This is a genomic window from Arcicella sp. GW822-FHT02H01, from assembly GCF_058802005.1.
Genome location: NZ_JBXANT010000001.1, coordinates 1,619,017 through 1,639,211, shown reverse-complemented (window position 1 = coordinate 1,639,211; position 20,195 = coordinate 1,619,017). Strand labels below are relative to the sequence as shown.

Below are 20,195 nucleotides of genomic sequence, written 5' to 3'. Positions count from 1 at the left end.
TTAGCCAAATAAAATCATGCTCAACGAGTTTTTAACGTTTATTAACAAACAAAATCTTATTCAACCGTCTCAAAAAGTACTTTTAGCGGTAAGTGGTGGTATGGATTCTGTCGTGATGTGCGACCTTTTCAGCAAAGCAAAACTTAACTTTGCGATTGCCCATTGCAATTTTGGACTTCGTGGCGAGGAATCAAATGAAGATGAAATGTTTGTGAAGAAACTGTCTATTAAATACAAAGTACCTTTTTACGTAACTACCTTTCAAACGACTGATTTTGCTGAAAATGAAAAGATTTCTACGCAAATGGCTGCGCGTATTTTAAGGTATGAATGGTTTGAAAAAATAAGAACCCAACATCAGTTTGACTACATCGCTACGGCGCATCATCAGAATGACGTACTCGAAACAGTATTATTGAATTTGACCAAAGGAACAGGCATAGCGGGCTTGCATGGTATCAGGGTAAAAAACGGTCATATTATTCGTCCAGTGTTGTTTGCTGAAAAAGAAAGCATCTTTGAATATGTCGTAGAAAATCAGATTATCTGGCGTGAAGATTCTTCTAATGAATCTAATAAATACCAACGTAACCTGATTCGTAATGAAGTAGTGCCTTTGTTGAAACAAATCAATCCAAATCTTGAAAATACCATTCAGCAAACCATAGAAAGAATTTCGGCAGTAGAAGATATTTTTGAACAAGAAATGGAAATGCTCAGAAAGCAAATCACTTGGTCAGATTCACAGGCAGTTTATGTGAATTATAAAGCCATTCAAACGCTTTCGCAACCTGTGATTAAACTAGCAGAATTGTTAAAACCTTACAATTTTAGCTATCAACAAAGTCAGGATATTGTTGAAGCTTTTGATAAAGAAGCAGGCAAAATGTTTCTTACCCCAACACATACCTTGGTAAAAGACCGTACAGAACTGGTAATTACCCCGAAGAATCTACAGGCTTTTACAAGCAAAACCATTGAGACAAATAATGTAGTAGTGGAGTTTGGCGATAGAATGTTGAACATTGGTGAGTTTACAGAAATAGAAGAAGATTTTGTAGTGCCTACGGCTAAAAAATTAGCTTGTTTGGATGCCGACAAGGTTCGCTTTCCGTTACAGCTACGTAAGTGGAAAGAAGGTGATTGGTTTTGCCCGCTAGGAATGAATAAAAAAAAGCTCATCAGTGATTTCCTGATTGACCAAAAAGTACCTTTGAACTTGAAAAAAGAAGTATACCTGCTTACATCAAACGGTTCGATAGTTTGGGTAATTGGCTTTAGAATTGATGATAGATTTAAGGTAACTGAAAAGACTACTAAGGTTTGTTTGATGGAAGTAAAGTAAATGGAGTTTTGAGTGTGGAATGTGGAGTTGAAGTAGGAAAGTTTGACAAAATAGCTCATAGAGGCGAAATATTGGTAGAAGCACCTATTTATTACTATTAGTCCCTTCAAGCCCCATCGGGGTGAAACATTTCGCCCCGATGGGGCTTGAAGGAGAGCTGTGTACAATGAGGCTACCGATATAGTGTTCCTAACGGAACTATAATCTTTATCCATAAATTTAAAAAGCGGTCTAAATTAGTTTTCGACCGCTTTTTGTTTTAAAATTCGGGATGACTTATGTTATTTCTTTTTAGTCGCTTTAAAATTACCATTTGGTTGAACAAAAGTAAGCGCAGTCACTTCGAGGCTTGGCGTTATGTCAAACAAAACACTATAACCTTTCAGCTTCACAAGGTTAAATTTATGATTGCCAATAGAGGCTAATTCATATTCTGGCTGACCGGGGATAAAGACATAGAGCGTTTTATCATTCTTAACATACGTTTTAATCGTAACACCTCCTAAATCAAACTCCCCTACATACTTTTTCAATTCTTCTGCCGAAATAGGCTTGATAGGAATCACTCTACTAAATACAACTGGTTTACCGATAGTAGGTTCCAATCCTATGGCTGATAATGTTTCAATCTCACCGTTAACCCCAGTGTTGAATTGAAAAAATATAGAACTTTTATTCGTCGTATCAATGCCATATCTAGTGTCAAAATTCAAGAAAGTATCATAATGATAATGAGAAAGCCACCATTTATGATTGGGCGATTGTAAAAACAATGAATCGCCTTTTTGATTGACATTTAATTTCCCATAACCATCACTAGCAAATATACCAGTATAGTCGGTAAGGCTGTGCGAAGGTTTTGTATTCGTTTTTCTGTTGCTTGTTGGTTTATTTTGCGCTTCTTTTGACTCTTTGATGGCTTTTTTATACGACTTCAACCGTTGTCCACTCCAATTATAATATTTAAGGTCGAGCATTTTGTCGGCAATGACATTACGCACAAGCGTAGGAATTGCAGAACCATCTTGATTTGTCAGCACAACAATACCTAAACTATCACTCGGGAAAAAAGAGGTGTTGGCACTGAAACCATCAATATTTCCACCATGTTCTACCCGATAATGTCCACGATAGGAGGAAAGAAGCCACCCAAATCCATAAGTAGATAGGTGGAGGTCAGGGGTTTCTTTACTGGGCAAAGCACCGTTTATGACCATCTGAGAAGAAATCGCATCTGTAACATATTGAGGAGATAGAATTTCTTTCCCTTCAAATTTACCACCATTAATCCAAGCGGATACCCAATTCGCCATTTCTAATACATTACTATTAATACTACCCGCAGGGCCCATTTCATCGATATTAAAATAATCTAAACGATAAATCAAGCTATCCTTTTTTAATCCGTACCCTTTAGCCACATCACTACTTTTATCAAATTCTTTGATAGAGAAATGAGAGTTTGTCATATTTAGCGGCTTAAAAAAACGCTCTTTGATATTATCTTCCCAACTTTTGCCAGTGAGTTTTTGTGCTACAATACCCTGAGCCGCAAACATGAAATTATTGTATTGCCAGCGTTCACGAATACCAGTAGAAGGCTCTAAAAAACGAATACGTGTTAAAATGCTATCGCGAGAGGTAGGAGAAAAATACCAAGAATAATCATGTCTGGGAAGTCCTGTACGATGGGTCATCATATCACGAAGGGTGATTTTATTATTCATATCATCGTTGTAGAACTTCAGTTCAGGTAAATAATTACTCACAGGCTTGTCTAATTCCAGTTTGCCATCTTTCTGTAAAAGACCAATCAGCGAAGCCGTAAAGGCTTTTGTACACGAACCGATTGCGAATACAGTATTCGGTGTAACAGGTAACTTATTTTCATAATCACGGTAGCCAAATCCTTTTGCATATACCACTTTGTTTTTTTGGATGATGGCTACTGCAAAACCTGGTGCTTTCCAGTCTACAAGAATATGGTTTAAGGCAGTATCTAAACCCGCAAATCGGTCAGGGACAGGGGTTTTTCGTTTTTGAGCATTAGATAAGAAAGTGAGGAATAATAAGCAGGTTATGAGTAGCTTTTGCATAATTTTGAATTGACTTTTAGAGATATTAAGAATCATTCAATTTAAACAAAATCTTAGAGAGATTGAAGTAGGTATGCGTTTTATTTTATGTGGTTTTTTTTAAATGTTGTGTAAGTAATTTTAAACTAGAACTTGTCCATTATAAAGCTGAGATGTTGGAAATATTAAATCCCAATTGGTTCCCCAAACTAGTTTGCCATTTTCAACACTAAAGCGCTTAAAGTTTTTTACTTTTCTATAAAACTTAAAGATAGCATGTTCTTTACCCGTTAAAAATGGTTCGAAATCCACTTTTCTTTGACTATTATCTGAAAAAGTAATATTCAGTATAAGTCCGTCTATATATTCAGCTTTTATTACACTAATGCTCATACTTTTTTTGTGATTTTTTTACTTTTTGTCTTTTTATTTAAAACGAAATAGTCCATCCAAGCATTAGTAATGTAGGACGAATACGTTTCTACAACTTTCAATGCTTCTTTTCTTTGTTTTTCAGGCAACGACTCTATACCAGAAACTTTTCGATGTTCTATAGAAACTAAATTTCCATTTTCAAATAAAAGCTCGAAAACACTTTCATATTCATTGTATGACACATGAACATGGATTGGTAAATGTTCGTTCGAATAGAAGTAGAAAATAAATCCAAAGTATTCTAAAATTTTAGGCATTTTGTAGAAGTTTTATTGTCAATCTTTGGCGATTTTATGTATGCAATTTAATGTTATTTTCCATTTAAAATAGATACAATATGTTAGATTTTGTATTATTTGCCTTTGTTGACCTTCCCGAAATAACTCCAACAAGGACAGAACTCAATTACAACTATTAAAAATAATCTCTTTTTTATGTAATTATTAGAATGCTCGTTCGACTAATCATTCAAAACCTCCAATGTATTGAACCAAATAGTAGAAAATCAATTTGTTGAATTAATCAAAATCCATCAGGGCATCGTGCATAAAGTGTGCGGGATGTATCGTCGTGACCATGATGACCGTAAAGATTTGTTTCAAGAAATTGTGATTCAATTATGGAAAGCTTTTCCGAAGTTTAGGCACGAAGCAAAGGTTTCAACATGGATATATCAAATTTCACTAAATGTCGCCATTTCTGATTTTAGAAAAGAAAGTAGAAAACCTATCCGAGTAGAATTGTCGGAAACAATTACCAATATTTCAGACAGTCAGTACGACTATGGTATTGAAGAAAAACTAACGGTATTGTATCAGGCCATCGACCAACTATCTGAAATTGAAAAGGCTATTATTATGCTGTATTTTGAAGAAAAGAACAACGAAGAAATTGCTGAGATAATCGGTATTAGTCAGAATAATGTAAGAGTAAAAATGACTAGAATACGTGAAAAACTAAGAACTTTGATGGCTAATGCCAAATAGTTTCACAACTATTGTAAAAACTATTATGCTCCAAAACAAAAGATGGAATTAGACGAATTAAAAAATATTTGGCAACAAACATCCCTTGAAAATATGTCTGCTCAAGTGATTGAAAACGATGAGTTTTCAATGATGATGAAGGGTAAATCAAATGATGTGATAGCAAGACTCAAAAAAAACATGATGTTTGAGTTCAGCATAAGCATTTTGTTTATCCCCATTTTCCTATACTTTATTTTTTTTACCGATATTCCTGTTTTTCATAAATATATTTGCTCAATCCTAACTTTTACTACTATTGTTACGCTAGCTGTCTTTTGGTTTGAATATCGTTCTCTGCAAGCCTTTGAAACAAGATTAAGCTTAATTACTTCGTTACGTATTACAGTAGAACAATGCTCAAAATTTATACTTATCTACATGATTATCAATTATGTGCTGATTTTTCCGATGATGTTTTATGGAATGGTAGTGGGTGTAGAATTGACAGGGCAAGAATTATCCTTAACATTTTTAATAGCTATTACCGTAATTACTTCTCCTTTAGGCTATTTTTGGGTTAAATTTTATATCCGTAAAGTATATGGACAGCACCTAGACAAACTAAAAAGCTGTTTAGCGGAATTAGAAGAGAGCATAGACTAAGCGATATTGGTACACACACGGACAAAGATTTTATATACAAGCAAGAAACAAAACCTTTAATATTTATTCCCCCAATGGCAAATCCTATTAAATTCTTTACCATTTCATTAATCTTTAGCTTTCTATATTTCTCTAAGATTTATGGACAAAAAGAAGAGAAATCATTACTGTATGAAATTTCAGGCAATGGACTTTCACAACCTTCCTATATTTTTGGTACCATACATGTTATTTGTAAAGATGATTTTTTCTTGCCAGAAGTTGTAAAAAATAAGTTTGCCTCAGCTCAGCAAGTTTATTTAGAAATCGATATGGATGACCCGTCGATGATGACAGAAATGCAAAAAAATATGATGATGCCCGACGGTAAGACGTTGAAAACAATCATGTCGGAAGCAGATTATACCAAAGTAGCCAAGTTTTTTAAAGACTCTTTAAAAACCAATATTGCTTTTATGGATGGCATGAAACCTTTTATCCTAAGCTCTATGAGTATTCCTAGTATGTTAGGTTGCCCAATGCAAGGCTATGAGGAGGTTTTTATCAAGATGGCACAAGAACAGAAAAAAGAAGTAAAAGGGCTTGAGTTAGTACAAGAACAGTTTGATGCCGTAGATAAAATGGGCATGGAAAAACAAGCCGATTTGATGCTAGTAAAAATGGTAGATAACTGGACAGATGGAAAGAAGGAATTAAAGCAGCTGATTAAAGACTATAAAAAACAAGATATAGAAGCATTGCTGTCGGACATAACTAACTCACCGACATCAGATGCTGGTTTTGAAAAAGATTTGCTCGAAACCAGAAACGCCAATTGGATTCCTAGAATGGCTACTATTATGAAAGAAAAAGCTACCTTTTTTGGCGTAGGAGCGGGGCATTTAGGAGGTACAAAAGGAGTATTAACCTTATTGAAAAAACAAGGTTATACGGTAAAAGCAGTAACTAAAATCTAAACTAGATGCTGATAAAGTAAGCATTGGAACAAGAGTAAGAAGAAGAATTACGTTCTTTTTAAGAAAACAAAAACCTGTGTGAATCATCAAATTCCACAGGTTTTTGTACTTTTGGGGGAAATTATAAATATTATGCTTCAACTCTCTGAAATCTGGATTTACCCCGTAAAATCGCTCGCAGGCATTAGTCTTCAAAAAGCAAAAGTTACCGAAAGAGGCATTGAGAATGACCGAAGATGGCTTTTAGTAAACGAAGAAGGCACTTTCCTTACCCAAAGACAATTCCCACAGTTAGCGCTTTTTCAGCCTAGTATTGATGATGAATTCTTGACGATTACCCATAGGAAAGATATTGTTGAGCCTCTTAAAGTAAGTATTACGCCACCCAATCATCAAGAATATGTGCGTGTAAAAGTGTGGGATGATACCATAGATGCCTTGGAAGTAAGCACTGAAGCCAACGAATGGTTTTCAAAGGCTTTGGCAATGACCATAAGATTGGTTTATATGCCTGAAGACAGTAGGAGAGAGGTAGATAAAAAATATGCCATTACTGGCGAAGAGATAACGTCTTTTTCAGACGCTTATCCTTTTTTGGTAATCGGGCAATCGTCTTTAGATGATTTAAATAATCGTTTAAAAGAGCGTGTAAAAATGAATCGTTTTCGTCCGAATTTAGTTTTCAAAGGAGGAGAAGCTTATGAAGAAGATAATTGGTACGAAGTGCAGATAGGAAAAACCACCTTTTGGGGTGTGAAGCCATGTAGCAGATGTATCATGACGACGGTAGACCAAGAGTCTGGAGAAAAAACAGGCAAAGACCCCCTCTATACATTATCAACCTATAGAAGGGCAGGTAAAAAAGTATTGTTTGGACAAAACTTACTAGTAACTGTGTTGGATACCATACAGCTTGGCGATAATGTCAATGTGATAAGTACTAGAAAATTGCCTCAATTTGAAATAGGAATTTCTTAATGGGTTTCTCTTGAAAAATGGATTACGCTAATCATTAATGAGAACAAACTTAAAAATATGACAGATTTATCCCCCAAACAATCTCCTTACGAAGCCCTTAAATATCCAGAATTTGTAGCCTTCATTTTTGCCAATGGTTTTGTTACGATGGCATTGCTCATTCAAGAAGTAATTCTTGGATATTCTATTTATAAAATCACCCACGACCCTCTGGCACTTGGTTTAATTGGTTTGGCAGAAGCCTTACCTTATATTTCATTAGCATTGTTCGGAGGACATTTTGCTGACCGTAGAAATAAGAAAACCATCATGCAAATTAGTTTAGCTTTTATTACTTTGGGTTCAGTCGTGTTAATTTGGGCAACTAATCCTACGAGTGGTCTGACCCAAGCTCAAATGTTAATGGTTGTTTATGGCGTAATTATGCTGATTGGTTTTTCAAGGGGTTTTTATAGCCCAGCGTCAAGCTCATTGAATCCATTTTTAATTCCCAAAGACGTTTTTGCTAATGCTGCTACTTGGCAGAGTTCTTTTTGGCAAGCAGGAGCTATTTTAGGCCCAGGTCTTGCGGGTTTTTTATATGCTTATCTTGGGCTTACGCATGCTTTGTGGTGCGTGGTAGGGTTATTTGTGTTGGTAATGATACTCATTTCTATGATTACGGCACCGCCAATTCCTCAGCAAAATGAGCAAAAAGTAAATATCTTTTTCTCGCTTCGTGAAGGAATCGTGTATGTTTTCAAAACAAAGATTATCCTTTATGCTATCTCATTAGATTTGTTTTCAGTGCTTTTCGGAGGGGTAATTGCCTTATTACCAGTGTATTCAGAAGATGTACTCCATGTAGGTGCCGAAGGGCTGGGGATTCTAAGAGCCGCTCCTTCAATTGGGGCTGTCTTGTGTATGATTGTGATGGTTTATATCCCACCTTTAGGGAAAGCTTGGCGTAACTTACTCTTAGCGATTGCAGGTTTTGGCTTGGCTACGTTGGTTTTTGCAGTATCTACTAATATTTGGCTATCGGTTGTTGCTTTGTTTTTTACAGGCGTGTTCGATAGCGTAAGTGTTATTATTCGCCAAACTGTTTTACGTTTCTTTACTCCTGACGAAATGCGAGGAAGAGTTTCTTCTGTGAATGGCATTTTTGTGAGTTCATCTAATGAATTAGGGGCTTTTGAATCAGGATTTTTGGCTAAAGTAATGGGAACAGTACCATCTGTAATATTTGGCGGAGCGATGACCTTAATCATTGTAACCATCGTATGGATTCGCTCAAAAGAATTATTTGATTTGAGATTGTAATTTTTTCTGAATAGCAGATTAAAATACTCATGGCATGACTCAAAGTCATGCCATGAGTGACCTCTTCCTTGTTCTTGCCTAAAATTGGTTGACATAAATTTTAACTTATTTTAGACAAGCACACCTAATTACTATTGACCAATCACTAAAAATATTACTAAAAGAACTTGACTAAAGATTCTGTAAAAAATACTTCTGAAAAATCAGGCTTACATCCTCGAAATCCTCATCGTTTTCGATATGATTTTAAGGCATTGACTGCTAGTTTACCCGAGCTAGCAAAATTTGTTTTTTACAATCAATTTGATGTTGAAAGCATAGATTTTACCAATCCAGAAGCCGTGAAAGTACTTAATAAGGCTTTATTAAAGCATTTTTATGGTATTAGTCATTGGGATATTCCACGCAATTATCTTTGTCCACCTATCCCCGGTCGGGCAGACTATATTCATTATTTAGCAGATTTACTGGCTAGCGGCAATAATGGAAATATACCAAGAGGAAATAAGATACAAATATTGGATATTGGCGTGGGTGCAAACTGTGTCTATCCCATTATCGGTAGCCATGAATACGGTTGGAAATTTGTAGGAGCAGATATTGATAAGAAAGCCATAGAATCGGTCAAGACAATTATTGAAGCCAATGATTCTTTGAAAAATACAGTGGAATGCAGATGTCAGTCATCTGCTACGAATATTTTTAAAGGAATTATCCAACAAGACGAATACTTTGATTTGACTTTATGCAATCCCCCTTTTCATGCTTCCTTAGCCGAGGCAAAAGCTGGCACTGAGCGCAAATGGAAAAATTTAGGGAAAAGTAATAATAAGGTACTTAACTTTGGAGGACAAAATAATGAACTTTGGTGTGAAGGTGGCGAAGAAGCTTTTGTAGCAAATATGATAACTGAAAGTACGATGTTTGCTAATAATTGCTTATGGTTTACTTCGCTTATTTCCAAGAAAACCACCTTGCCAAAAGCATATGCTTTATTAAAAAAAGTAAAGGCATTAGAGGTAAAAACCATTGATATGGCACAAGGTCAAAAAGTAAGCAGAATACTTGCTTGGACATTCCTGACAAAAAGCCAACAGCAAGATTGGCAAACAAAACGTTAGTAATAAGCTTTGAGCTTTCAGTCTAGGATGTTGATATTCAGTTTTATAGCTTGTTGTGCATAGATTACTTACTAATAAGCTATTACTTTACTGGCGATGGCTTTTTGTCTTCTTTAGGACCTCTTAAATGAATTACTAAGCCATTCAAAAAGTTTCTTAGAATCTGGTCTCCACAAGGTTTAAAATTTGGGTGGTCTTCGTTGCGGAACAAAGCACCAATTTCTGCTTTTGATACGTTGAAATCTACCAATTTTAGAATATCTACAATTTGGTCATCTCTTAATTGAAGAGCTACCCTTAGCTTTTTTAAAATATCGTTATTAGACATGGAATGATTGCTTAATGATTATTTCTATCAGCAAAGTTACCGCCTTCTATTCATTTTTCAAGTTGCTTTCTTTCTATAGGATGATTAATTTTGAATCCGAAAGCTGATAATGAGTAATTAATCAATTTAATTACTTAATTTTCAATCTGGTAGAAGTCAGACGATTGATAATATTTATTACTGCCAGTCGTTTTTAGGAATAGCCAAATTTGTTATTAGGTATAAATTGCCTCCAAACAGAAAAATCATCAACAGAGTGTTTCATCTTCAAAAAGCATTGCGTATTTATTTTACTTTCATGATAGTCTTGCTGAGTTTTTCACAGCAGGCTAAATCGCAGGTACTTGATGCTTTTGATTTAAAAAAAGATGCGGCTGGTCTTTGTCCAGGGGGACAAATTAGGGTATACATAGACCCGAATCCTAACTACGTTTTCTACTCTTGGGAAATCCTTCGTGATAATGGCTGGTCTGCTGTTCCTTTTGCCAATAATCCATCACTTAGCCACAACGAAGCTTTGCCTTATAGGCTAAAGGTAATAGATGTAAACGGTGTGGTAATGTATTCTAAACAATTAGATGTAGTTATATTACCTGCACCACAGTCAATTATCACGCCTGTGCCTAATGTCAATCAGATTTGTCAAGGCGATGAAGTAAGGCTAGATGCCAACCAATCACTGACAGCTTTTTATAAATGGGAATATGAGGGTACTATTTTAAAAGATGATGGGCTTTTTATAACAGCTAAAAAAAAAGGAACCTATAAACTCCATGTTACTGATCAGAATGGATGTACTACTGAGTCACAGCCTTATACATTAAGTTATTTTTCCTCTCTTGTCGTTCAGTTAAATACAGTGCCCACTATTTGCGGGCTAAATACTGTTCCTTTCAATCTTCAAGGCTCTCCCGCTGGCGGAGAATATCGAGGAATAGGAGTGACGGATAAAACATTAGGTACTTTTAACCCTGCTGTCGCAGGAGTAGGCAAGCATGAAGTTTCCTATGCCGTACCTAATACGGGAGCTTGTCCTGAAATTGTTGAGAAAGTTACAATTACCATTGCTGCCCCCAAGGCAACTATCACCAATGACCCAAACAGAACAGAATTTTGTGAAGGAGATTTAGTAACCTTGAAAGGGCCAACAGGACTAACTAACTATAATTGGTTTTTGAATGGAAACAGTATTAGTACCGACAAAGACATACAAGTAAGGACTAACGGAGATTATACCCTAAAAGTAACCGACGAACTAAATTGTAATGATACTTCAGCACCTGTTAAAATAGCTTTTTTTAATAGCTCGTCTACTTCAATGGAAACCGTTGCTTCTGTTTGTGGAACAGAACATCAGCCTGTTACGTTAAAAGGCTCTCCGTCTGGAGGTATTTTTACGATTGATAACACAACGGCTACAGTATTTGATTATAAAAAAGCAGGTATTGGTAAGCACGTTATTAAGTATAAAATAAATGGAGTGTTGAGCTGTTTAAATGGCGAGCTTAGCCAAGAAGTTTATATTGAAGCCTTTCCCAAATTAGATTTAGGCAATGATATATATTTAGCCAAAGGAAATAGCGTAACATTGAAGGGCTATATCGGTTCAGACTATACCTATGCATGGTTGCCAAGGAATTACCTTGATAATCCTAATGCTCCCAATCCTGTTGCATCACCCAGTCAGAGTATTCGATATACACTTTTAGCAACCAGTCCCAGAGGGTGTAGTGCCAAAGATTCTATCGCTGTGCTAGTTTACGACAAAGTATACGTGCCAACCGCTTTTTCTCCTAATGGAGATGGTCAAAACGATAAATGGGAATTATCTGGTATCAACAATTATCCTGATGCCGAAATATATGTTTATGATAGATGGGGAAATGTAGTATTTTATTCCAAAGGGAATTATGCGCCTTTTGATGGAACAAACTCGGGAAATCAATTATATGAAGGTACTTATATTTATAAAATTATCCTGTATCCAGACCATCCCATTTTTCAATATAATGGTACGTTGACTATACTGCGGTGAGGTATTAATAAAAAGAGATTGTCTGAAAAGTTTTATAATCAAATATTATTCTGTAAAATAACCTCATCCCCCAGCCCCTTCTCCTTCAGAGAAGAGGAGCGGACCTTGGTACTTAAAGCTCCCCTCTCTGAAGGAGAGGGGTTGGGGGTGAGGTTGGAAAATTCAAGCTTTAAGCCTGTGCATATTCTTCGATAGGCAAACAGCTACAAACCAAATTACGGTCGCCATAAGCTGAATCAATTCTTGAAACTGCTGGCCAGAATTTAGTAGCTTTCACATACGGAAGTGGGAATACTGCTTTCTCACGTGTATATGGTCTGTCCCATGTTTCTGATAACACTACCGACTGTGTATGTGGTGCGTGTTTCAATACATTGTTTGCTTTATCCGCCTGACCATTTTCTACTTCACGAATTTCTTCACGAATGGCAATCATGGCATCACAGAAGCGATCTAATTCAGCTTTTGATTCTGATTCAGTCGGTTCTATCATCAATGTACCTGCTACAGGGAATGAAAGCGTTGGAGCATGGAACCCATAATCCATCAAACGCTTAGCAATATCTTCTGCTTCCACACCTGCAGATAATTTGAAAGGACGACAATCCAAAATCATTTCGTGGGCACAACGTCCTTGCGAACCTGTATAAAGTACAGGATAGTATCCCTCTAAACGAGCTTTTACATAGTTAGCATTCAGGATCGCAGTTTCAGTAGCACGCGTCAAGCCATCGCCACCCATCAACGCAATGTATGCATAAGGAATAGTAAGGATAGATGCCGAACCGAATTGAGCAGCAGAAACCGCTGTAATACCTAATTCTCCACCAGTATCTTTTACGACAGCATGGCTTGGTAAGAAAGGTACTAATTGTTTCGCCACACCGATAGGCCCCATGCCTGGACCACCACCACCGTGAGGAATACAGAATGTTTTATGAAGATTTAAGTGGCAAACATCAGCACCAATCGTAGCTGGCGACGTTAAGCCTACCTGAGCATTCATATTAGCGCCGTCCATATATACTTGTCCGCCAAACTCATGAATCATCGCACAAATCTCTTTGATAGATTCTTCAAAAACGCCATGTGTTGAAGGGTATGTCACCATCAAACATGATAAGTTTGCAGCATATTGTTCAGCCTTAGCTCTTAAATCTGTAAGGTCGATATTTCCGTTTTCATCACATTTGGTTACGACAACCTTCATGCCCGCCATTACTGCCGACGCTGGGTTGGTACCATGTGCAGACGAAGGAATCAAAGCAATATTTCTGTTGAAATCACCACGAGACTCGTGATAAGCACGAATTACCATCAAACCAGCATATTCACCTTGTGCGCCAGAGTTTGGTTGGAACGACATCGCTGAGAAACCTGTGATTTCACAAAGCCAATCGTTTAATTCACTAATCATCTGAGTATAGCCACCAACTTGATTTTTCGGAGCAAACGGATGCACGTTACCAAATTCAGCCCAAGTAACAGGAATCATTTCGGTAGTAGCATTCAATTTCATCGTACAAGAACCCAAAGCAATCATGGAATGTACCATTGATAAATCTTTGTTTTCTAATGCTTTTAAATAACGAAGCATTTCATGTTCTGAATGATAACTATTGAATACTGGATGTGTTAAATACGTTGAAGTACGTTTTAGCGACTCATCGAATGCGTAGTCTACTTTATCAAACAGCGTAGCAACTTCTACTTCTCTTCTGCCGATTTTTTCAAAAATATAAACAATCGTCTCTACGTCTTCTACCGTACAAGTTTCATCCAGAGAGATTCCGATATAATTATAGTCTTCGTAATAACGAAAGTTTACGCCATTGGCTACAGCTTCCATTTTCAAGCGCTTTTCATTTTCGCCTACTCTCACTTTAATAGTATCGAAATATGAATCTGTTTCAATATCATAGCCCAAACTTTCTAAAGCTAGTGCTGTTAATTTTGTCAAACCGTGTACTCTTTCTGCAATAGCTTTCAAGCCTTCTGGCCCATGATAAATAGCATAAGCCGAAGCCATTACTGATAATAATACCTGTGCGGTACAGATGTTTGAAGTAGCTTTCTCACGACGAATATGTTGCTCACGCGTCTGTAAAGCCATACGCAATGCACGATTTCCTTCAGCATCTACAGAAACACCAATGATACGACCCGGAATCTGACGTTTGAATTCTTCTTTTGTCGCAAAGAAGGCAGCATGTGGACCACCAAAACCCATAGGCACACCAAATCTTTGTGAAGTACCAATTACTACATCAGCACCCATCTCACCTGGTGATTTCAATAAAGTAAGGGCTAGCAAATCAGAAGCCACTACTACATTGATACCTAGTTCATGAGCCGAGGCAATAATATCTGTATAATCAAATATTTGTCCGTCTGAGGCAGGATATTGCAATACCATCGCATAGATGTCTTCTTGGGTTAAGTCAACAGAGCGGTGGTCGCCAATTAATAATTTAATACCCAATGGCAATGCCCTTGTCTTCAGTACATCGATTGTTTGTGGATGACAATGTTCAGAAACGAAGATGGTTTCAGCATTTTTCTTTCCAGCTTTTCTTTGTCCGTGAAGCATCGTCATGGCTTCCGCCGCCGCCGTACCTTCGTCTAATAAAGAAGCATTGGCAATTTCCATTCCAGTTAAATCAATAATCATGGTTTGGTAATTCAACAACATTTCTAAACGACCTTGGGCAATTTCTGCTTGGTAGGGCGTGTAAGCTGTATACCAACCCGGGTTTTCAAGAATGTTTCTTAAAATAACGGCTGGTGTATTGGTATCGTAATAACCCATCCCAATATGAGACTTGTAAGTGTCGTTCAATTGTGATAGTTTCTTGAAATCTTTCAAAAATTTGGCTTCAGATTTTGCCTTTGGAAGATTCAGTGGACGAGATAAATGAATGGCAGCAGGGACAGTTTGATTGATGAGTGTTTCAATAGAATCAACCCCAATAGTGCTGAGCATTTCCTCACGGTCTGCAACATTTGAATTGTTGTGGCGATTCTCAAATTTTTCTTGATACTGAAAGTTTATTTTCATTTTAGAAGGAAAAATAGTCTTAATACTTTGAATATGCTGCAAATTTAATGATAATTTATTGGAAACACGAAAGATAAAATATCGGCTTCCTTTAAATTAACCTGTTCAATTCGCTCAGATAACTGGAATTGAATTATTTGAAAAACAGGAGGTTAACAAAAAATGTTTCAAAGTTTAAATGAAATTAAATATAATATAGTTAATCATGGAATAATACAAAATAAGGCCTCTGTGTTCTACAGAAGCCTTATTTGAAAAATTTAATATGAAAGATGACTAATTAACTTGGTCGATTGTCTTAACACTTACGTTAGGATTGCGTTCAAACATTTGTGCAAGTAGCCTTCTGTGCGAAGCTCCTACAAAAACCACTACCTTCTTAGCTTTACTTTGCTTGACGGCCTTTAGGGTATTTTGTACCATTTGCTCATTCCGTTGTTGCCAATATTTTCTTTTTTCTTGGTAGGCCTCCAACGGAAAATCTTCTAATTGATAAATATCTTCTCTTAAAAAATCTCCCCATTCAGCGAGGTCATCAAACTCTTTGGTATTAAAAAAATGAATTTGCGTTCCTTCTTGATAGGCTGCTCTTAGTCTTTTTTGACTTGCATAATATTCTTTCATAAAAGCATCTATTGTCTTCAACGACTTCTTGCTGTTTAAATCGTTGGTATCTGCTTTTAATTTATCTTCAAACGCTGTATAAAGGCTATCTGATTTTTCCCAAGCTATATTCCAAAGAGGGTCAAAGCGCTGGCAATCGAAACCATATAGTTTTTGGATGTTCAATTCATCAGCCAAAGGAAAAACAAGGTTAGTATATTCGTTATTTTTACGACAGGTATATTTGATAAGAGAATCTTTCACATCGAATGTATTGCTCAAATAGTCACTTTCTTCTTTGTTTAAATCAGCTTTCATCAATTGATAAATCTGATAATGGGCATTGCCTAAATCTTCATTGAGGTACAAAGCATGGGCTAAATCTACTCTAGCTTGTTTAGAATCGGGATTTGCCTTTAAGGTTTTATAACTTTTTTTAATGATTTCTGGAATATCTTTTTCTTCTATGGGTTTTTTGGCGAGTAGTAAATCTCTTCTCTGAGTCATGCGCTCGCCATAATATGTCTCAATCACAGATTGAGATTCATTGTCTTTTGACAGGTATTCTGTACAAAAAATATCAGGTTTGAAGTTCCTAACCGCCTCTTTTACATAATCAAAATCATTGGTTACGTTAAGTTCGTAGTTATGCGAAGTCCCAATTAATAATATTTCTACCTTTTTTTGGGAAAGGCCGTCAAAATTTAAAACAAATAAAAAATTTATGAAAAGTAAGAATGTGATTTTCATTTGAAAAAATATGTTTATTAAAATGCACTTCATGAGGCAAAGATAAAGTTTATTAGATTAATATCATATTTTAAGTATATAATATAAATTTTTAAAGTAGAGCGTCTTGGATAAATCCAATAATAGCGATTTGTAAAAATATAATTAAGGAAAGAATAAATTTAATTAATCCTTAAATTGAAATCTTAGCCTTTTACTTTCGTTGGTTTCTATTACCTTTGTACAATTTTTGGGGATACGTTATCGGTTATTCGTTAATAGTTATCCATTATGCTAGTCTCCGAGTTAAGTATCTCTTCAAAAATTACCCAAATCGCTTTCCAAAATCAGTGGTTTTAATTTTTTTAATTCTTGGATATTGTTCTTATCATAGAACATTGGGAAGTAAATACCTTAAAGAATGTCTTTAAATTAAAACTATCCAACTCAAAAACTAATACAAAAAGTGCCAAAAGATTCATCCATCAAGTCCGTTTTGATTATCGGTTCAGGTCCAATTATCATCGGTCAGGCTTGCGAGTTCGACTACTCAGGTTCGCAGGCAGCTCGTTCACTCCGAGAAGAAGGTATCAAAGTTGCTTTAATTAATTCCAATCCCGCTACAATCATGACTGATCCACTTAATGCGGATTATGTCTATCTAAAACCCCTTGATAAGAATTCAATCATCGAAATCTTAGAAAAACACCAAGCTGAAGGCATGCCAATAGATGCTGTTTTACCAACAATGGGAGGGCAGACGGCTTTGAACTTAGCCATCGACTGTGATGCTTCGGGTGTTTGGGAAAAATATGGTGTACGCATTATTGGTGTTGATATCAAGGCAATCGAGACAACGGAAGACCGTGAGAAGTTTCGTCTGAAAATGATTGAAATTGGTATAGGCGTTTGTAAAGGACGCACTGCTCGTTCGTTTTTGGAAGGTAAAGAGATTGCACAAGAAACAGGTTTTCCATTAGTAATTCGTCCTTCATTCACTTTGGGCGGAACAGGTGGAGGTTTCGTAAACAATCCAAAAGATTTTGATGCTGCCTTAAACAAAGGCTTGCATGCATCGCCAACACACGAAGTACTAGTAGAACAGTCTATCATGGGTTGGAAAGAATATGAGTTAGAATTATTACGTGATAATTTAGGAAACGTAATCATCATTTGTTCGATTGAGAACTTCGACCCAATGGGTATTCACACGGGAGACTCAATCACGGTAGCACCAGCCATGACATTGCCTGATACAATCTATCAGAAAATGCGTGACATGGCTATCAAAATGATGAACGCTATCGGTCAGTTTGCGGGTGGATGTAACGTTCAGTTTTCTTTAAATCCAGAAAACGACGACATCATCGCTATCGAAATCAACCCACGTGTATCTCGTTCTTCTGCCTTGGCTTCTAAAGCAACAGGTTATCCAATTGCGAAAATTGCTGCTAAAATGGCGATTGGTTACAACTTGGATGAATTGACAAACGCTATCACAGGTACAACATCGGCTTTCTTTGAGCCAGCACTTGATTACGTAGTAGTAAAAGTACCACGTTGGAACTTTGACAAATTCAAAGGTGCTGACAAAACGTTGGGCTTACAAATGAAATCTGTTGGTGAAACAATGGGTATTGGACGTAACTTCCAAGAGGCACTTCAAAAGGCTTGTCAATCACTTGAAATCAAACGTAATGGTTTAGGAGCAGATGGCAAGGGATTGGTTGACCAAGATGCCATTATGCACTCTTTGGCAAATCCATCTTGGAATCGTCTATTCCATATCTATGATGCCTTCAAAATGGGTATTTCTTTCAAAACGATTCAGCAGACAACTAAAATCGACAAATGGTTCTTATACCAAATTGAAGATTTAGTAAGAGTTGAAAACACGTTAGAGAAATATACGTTAAGCTCAGTTCCAAAAGAATTATTGGAAGAAGCAAAACACAAAGGGTTTGCCGACCGTCAGATTGCTTACTCTCTACGTTGTTTAGAATCAGAAGTTTTTGAGAAAAGAAATAGCTTGGGTATCAAGCGTGTATATAAATGTGTAGATACTTGTGCGGCAGAATTTGAAGCCAAAACACCTTATTTCTACTCAACTTTCTCGCAAGGTTCAGAAACGCTGGATAATGAGTCAATAAAAACAGGAAAGAAAAAAGTAGTAGTATTAGGTTCAGGGCCAAATCGTATCGGTCAAGGTATCGAATTTGATTATTCATGTGTACACGGAATCTTGGCTGCTAAAGAAGCAGGTTATGAAGCCATCATGATTAACTCGAACCCTGAGACAGTTTCGACAGACTTTGATATTGCTGATAAACTATATTTCGAACCAGTTTTCTGGGAACACGTTTACGAAATCATTCAGCATGAAAAACCTGAAGGAGTAATCGTACAATTGGGTGGACAAACTGCCTTGAAATTAGCAGAGAAACTTACTAAGCACGGCATCAAAATCATCGGTACTTCGTTTGAAGCCCTAGATTTAGCAGAAGACAGAGGAGCGTTCTCTACTTTATTACAACAAAACGATATACCTTTCCCTAAATTCGGGGTGTGCGAAGACGCAGACAATGCCGTAGAATTGGGTCGCTCTTTGGGTTATCCTTTATTGGTTCGTCCTTCTTATGTATTGGGTGGACAGTCGATGAAGATTGTAATCAACGAACAGGAACTAGAACAACACGTAGTAGATATTCTAAGAGACATTCCGGGCAATAAAATCTTGCTTGACCACTTCTTAGAAAATGCTATCGAAGCAGAAGCAGATGCTATTTGTGACGGCGAAGATGTGTATATCATCGGAATCATGGAACATATCGAGCCTGCGGGGATTCACTCAGGTGACTCACACTCAGTATTACCTCCATTCGATTTATCGCCAAACGTGATTCGCCAGATAGAAGAGCATACTAAGAAAATCGCGGTGGCACTTCGTACAGTAGGCTTATTGAACATCCAGTTTGCGATTAAAGACGAAGTAGTATATATCATCGAAGCTAACCCTCGTGCATCACGTACGGTACCATTTATTTGTAAGGCCTACCAAGAACCTTATGTAAATTATGCTACCAAAGTAATGCTAGGGGCGAAGGTAAAAGACTTTACTTTCAATCCAGTGAAGAAAGGATATGCAATCAAAATTCCAGTGTTCTCGTTCAATAAATTCCCGAATGTAAACATGGAATTAGGACCAGAAATGAAATCGACGGGTGAAGCAATTTACTTCATCGATTCATTAAAAGATGACTTCTTCCGCAAAGTTTACGGAGAACGTAATTTATACTTGTCAAAATAAATGATAAGAAGTAGGTCTGTAGCAGTGACTTTGTAAGGAGTATTGTTTTAATAATACTTCATTAAAGTTGATTATTTTTCGCTTATCAGGCTTGTTGATAAATAGTAAACCCTAGTCTTGAAAATTGGACTAGGGTTTATTTTTTTAAGTGAAAATTAGTTTTTTGAAATGATTATTTTCTTGGTTTTAAGTATTAATTTAATCCCCTATTATCTCTTTAAAACCTTAAAATATTACTTTGGTGTTCAGAAAAGCTATTTTATCCCTTATAATTTTATTCTTATCCTACTTG

15 protein-coding genes are annotated in these 20,195 nt (G+C 36.5%); 9 read left to right on the top strand and 6 right to left on the bottom strand.

Annotated elements, in window-relative coordinates; genetic code table 11:
- The first annotated feature begins 16 nt into the window (after positions 1–16).
- Positions 17–1,345 carry a tRNA lysidine(34) synthetase TilS gene (gene tilS / locus AC1RNE_RS06995; protein ID WP_492800306.1) on the top strand — a complete coding sequence of 443 codons (1,329 nt, stop codon included), beginning with the start codon at positions 17–19 and terminating at the stop codon, positions 1,343–1,345.
- A gap of 281 nt (positions 1,346–1,626) precedes the next feature.
- Here the strand turns inward: tilS and AC1RNE_RS06990 are convergent, their stop codons facing one another.
- The 3 genes from AC1RNE_RS06990 to AC1RNE_RS06980 all read right to left on the bottom strand — a co-directional run bounded on the left by AC1RNE_RS06990 (position 1,627) and on the right by AC1RNE_RS06980 (position 4,112).
- Positions 1,627–3,441 carry a serine hydrolase gene (locus AC1RNE_RS06990; RefSeq protein ID WP_492800305.1) on the bottom strand — a complete coding sequence of 605 codons (1,815 nt, stop codon included), beginning with the start codon at positions 3,439–3,441 and terminating at the stop codon, positions 1,627–1,629.
- Positions 3,442–3,561: 120 nt separating this feature from the next.
- Complete coding sequence (locus tag AC1RNE_RS06985; protein ID WP_492800304.1) at positions 3,562–3,813, bottom strand: DUF2442 domain-containing protein; 252 nt, start codon at positions 3,811–3,813, stop codon at positions 3,562–3,564.
- Complete coding sequence (locus tag AC1RNE_RS06980) at positions 3,810–4,112, bottom strand: DUF4160 domain-containing protein (RefSeq protein ID WP_492800303.1); 303 nt, start codon at positions 4,110–4,112, stop codon at positions 3,810–3,812. Before AC1RNE_RS06980 ends, AC1RNE_RS06985 begins: the two co-directional genes overlap by 4 nt.
- A gap of 228 nt (positions 4,113–4,340) precedes the next feature.
- On the opposite strand from AC1RNE_RS06980, the gene AC1RNE_RS06975 reads away from it, so the two are divergent.
- From AC1RNE_RS06975 to rlmF, 6 genes are all read left to right on the top strand, one after another.
- Positions 4,341–4,841 carry an RNA polymerase sigma factor gene (locus AC1RNE_RS06975; RefSeq protein ID WP_492800302.1) on the top strand — a complete coding sequence of 167 codons (501 nt, stop codon included), beginning with the start codon at positions 4,341–4,343 and terminating at the stop codon, positions 4,839–4,841.
- A 42-nt stretch (positions 4,842–4,883) separates the two neighbouring features.
- Complete coding sequence (locus AC1RNE_RS06970) at positions 4,884–5,486, top strand: hypothetical protein (protein ID WP_492800301.1); 603 nt, start codon at positions 4,884–4,886, stop codon at positions 5,484–5,486.
- 74 nt (positions 5,487–5,560) lie between these two features.
- The gene (locus tag AC1RNE_RS06965) at positions 5,561–6,442 is read left to right on the top strand and encodes a TraB/GumN family protein (protein ID WP_492800299.1); all 882 of its coding nucleotides are present in this window, start codon (positions 5,561–5,563) and stop codon (positions 6,440–6,442) included.
- A gap of 132 nt (positions 6,443–6,574) precedes the next feature.
- Complete coding sequence (locus tag AC1RNE_RS06960; RefSeq protein WP_492800298.1) at positions 6,575–7,420, top strand: MOSC domain-containing protein; 846 nt, start codon at positions 6,575–6,577, stop codon at positions 7,418–7,420.
- 57 nt (positions 7,421–7,477) lie between these two features.
- Complete coding sequence (locus AC1RNE_RS06955; protein ID WP_492800297.1) at positions 7,478–8,722, top strand: MFS transporter; 1,245 nt, start codon at positions 7,478–7,480, stop codon at positions 8,720–8,722.
- A gap of 167 nt (positions 8,723–8,889) precedes the next feature.
- The gene (gene rlmF / locus AC1RNE_RS06950) at positions 8,890–9,843 is read left to right on the top strand and encodes a 23S rRNA (adenine(1618)-N(6))-methyltransferase RlmF (RefSeq protein WP_492800296.1); all 954 of its coding nucleotides are present in this window, start codon (positions 8,890–8,892) and stop codon (positions 9,841–9,843) included.
- 82 nt (positions 9,844–9,925) lie between these two features.
- On the opposite strand, the gene AC1RNE_RS06945 is transcribed toward rlmF, so the two are convergent.
- Complete coding sequence (locus AC1RNE_RS06945) at positions 9,926–10,171, bottom strand: DUF1456 family protein (protein ID WP_309914291.1); 246 nt, start codon at positions 10,169–10,171, stop codon at positions 9,926–9,928.
- Positions 10,172–10,397: 226 nt separating this feature from the next.
- On the opposite strand from AC1RNE_RS06945, the gene AC1RNE_RS06940 reads away from it, so the two are divergent.
- Complete coding sequence (locus tag AC1RNE_RS06940; RefSeq protein WP_492800295.1) at positions 10,398–12,206, top strand: T9SS type B sorting domain-containing protein; 1,809 nt, start codon at positions 10,398–10,400, stop codon at positions 12,204–12,206.
- Between the two features lie 169 nt (positions 12,207–12,375).
- Here the strand turns inward: AC1RNE_RS06940 and gcvP are convergent, their stop codons facing one another.
- Both gcvP and AC1RNE_RS06930 read right to left on the bottom strand, forming a co-directional pair.
- Positions 12,376–15,264 carry an aminomethyl-transferring glycine dehydrogenase gene (gene gcvP, locus AC1RNE_RS06935; protein ID WP_492800294.1) on the bottom strand — a complete coding sequence of 963 codons (2,889 nt, stop codon included), beginning with the start codon at positions 15,262–15,264 and terminating at the stop codon, positions 12,376–12,378.
- A gap of 276 nt (positions 15,265–15,540) precedes the next feature.
- Positions 15,541–16,617, bottom strand: coding sequence for a DUF5694 domain-containing protein (locus AC1RNE_RS06930; RefSeq protein WP_492800293.1), 1,077 nt, complete (start codon positions 16,615–16,617; stop codon positions 15,541–15,543).
- A gap of 445 nt (positions 16,618–17,062) precedes the next feature.
- Here AC1RNE_RS06930 and carB point away from each other — a divergent pair, with 445 nt between their 5' ends.
- The gene (gene carB / locus AC1RNE_RS06925) at positions 17,063–19,903 is read left to right on the top strand and encodes a carbamoyl-phosphate synthase large subunit (protein WP_492800292.1); all 2,841 of its coding nucleotides are present in this window, start codon (positions 17,063–17,065) and stop codon (positions 19,901–19,903) included.
- Positions 19,904–20,195 lie beyond the last annotated feature (292 nt).

Coding starts and splice junctions, on each gene's coding strand:
- tilS (WP_492800306.1), top strand. CDS start 17: ATGCTCAACGAGTTTTTAACGTTTATTAACAAACAAAATCTTATTCAA.
- AC1RNE_RS06990 (WP_492800305.1), bottom strand. CDS start 3,441: ATGCAAAAGCTACTCATAACCTGCTTATTATTCCTCACTTTCTTATCT.
- AC1RNE_RS06985 (WP_492800304.1), bottom strand. CDS start 3,813: ATGAGCATTAGTGTAATAAAAGCTGAATATATAGACGGACTTATACTG.
- AC1RNE_RS06980 (WP_492800303.1), bottom strand. CDS start 4,112: ATGCCTAAAATTTTAGAATACTTTGGATTTATTTTCTACTTCTATTCG.
- AC1RNE_RS06970 (WP_492800301.1), top strand. CDS start 4,884: ATGGAATTAGACGAATTAAAAAATATTTGGCAACAAACATCCCTTGAA.
- AC1RNE_RS06965 (WP_492800299.1), top strand. CDS start 5,561: ATGGCAAATCCTATTAAATTCTTTACCATTTCATTAATCTTTAGCTTT.
- AC1RNE_RS06960 (WP_492800298.1), top strand. CDS start 6,575: ATGCTTCAACTCTCTGAAATCTGGATTTACCCCGTAAAATCGCTCGCA.
- AC1RNE_RS06955 (WP_492800297.1), top strand. CDS start 7,478: ATGACAGATTTATCCCCCAAACAATCTCCTTACGAAGCCCTTAAATAT.
- AC1RNE_RS06945 (WP_309914291.1), bottom strand. CDS start 10,171: ATGTCTAATAACGATATTTTAAAAAAGCTAAGGGTAGCTCTTCAATTA.
- gcvP (WP_492800294.1), bottom strand. CDS start 15,264: ATGAAAATAAACTTTCAGTATCAAGAAAAATTTGAGAATCGCCACAAC.
- AC1RNE_RS06930 (WP_492800293.1), bottom strand. CDS start 16,617: ATGAAAATCACATTCTTACTTTTCATAAATTTTTTATTTGTTTTAAAT.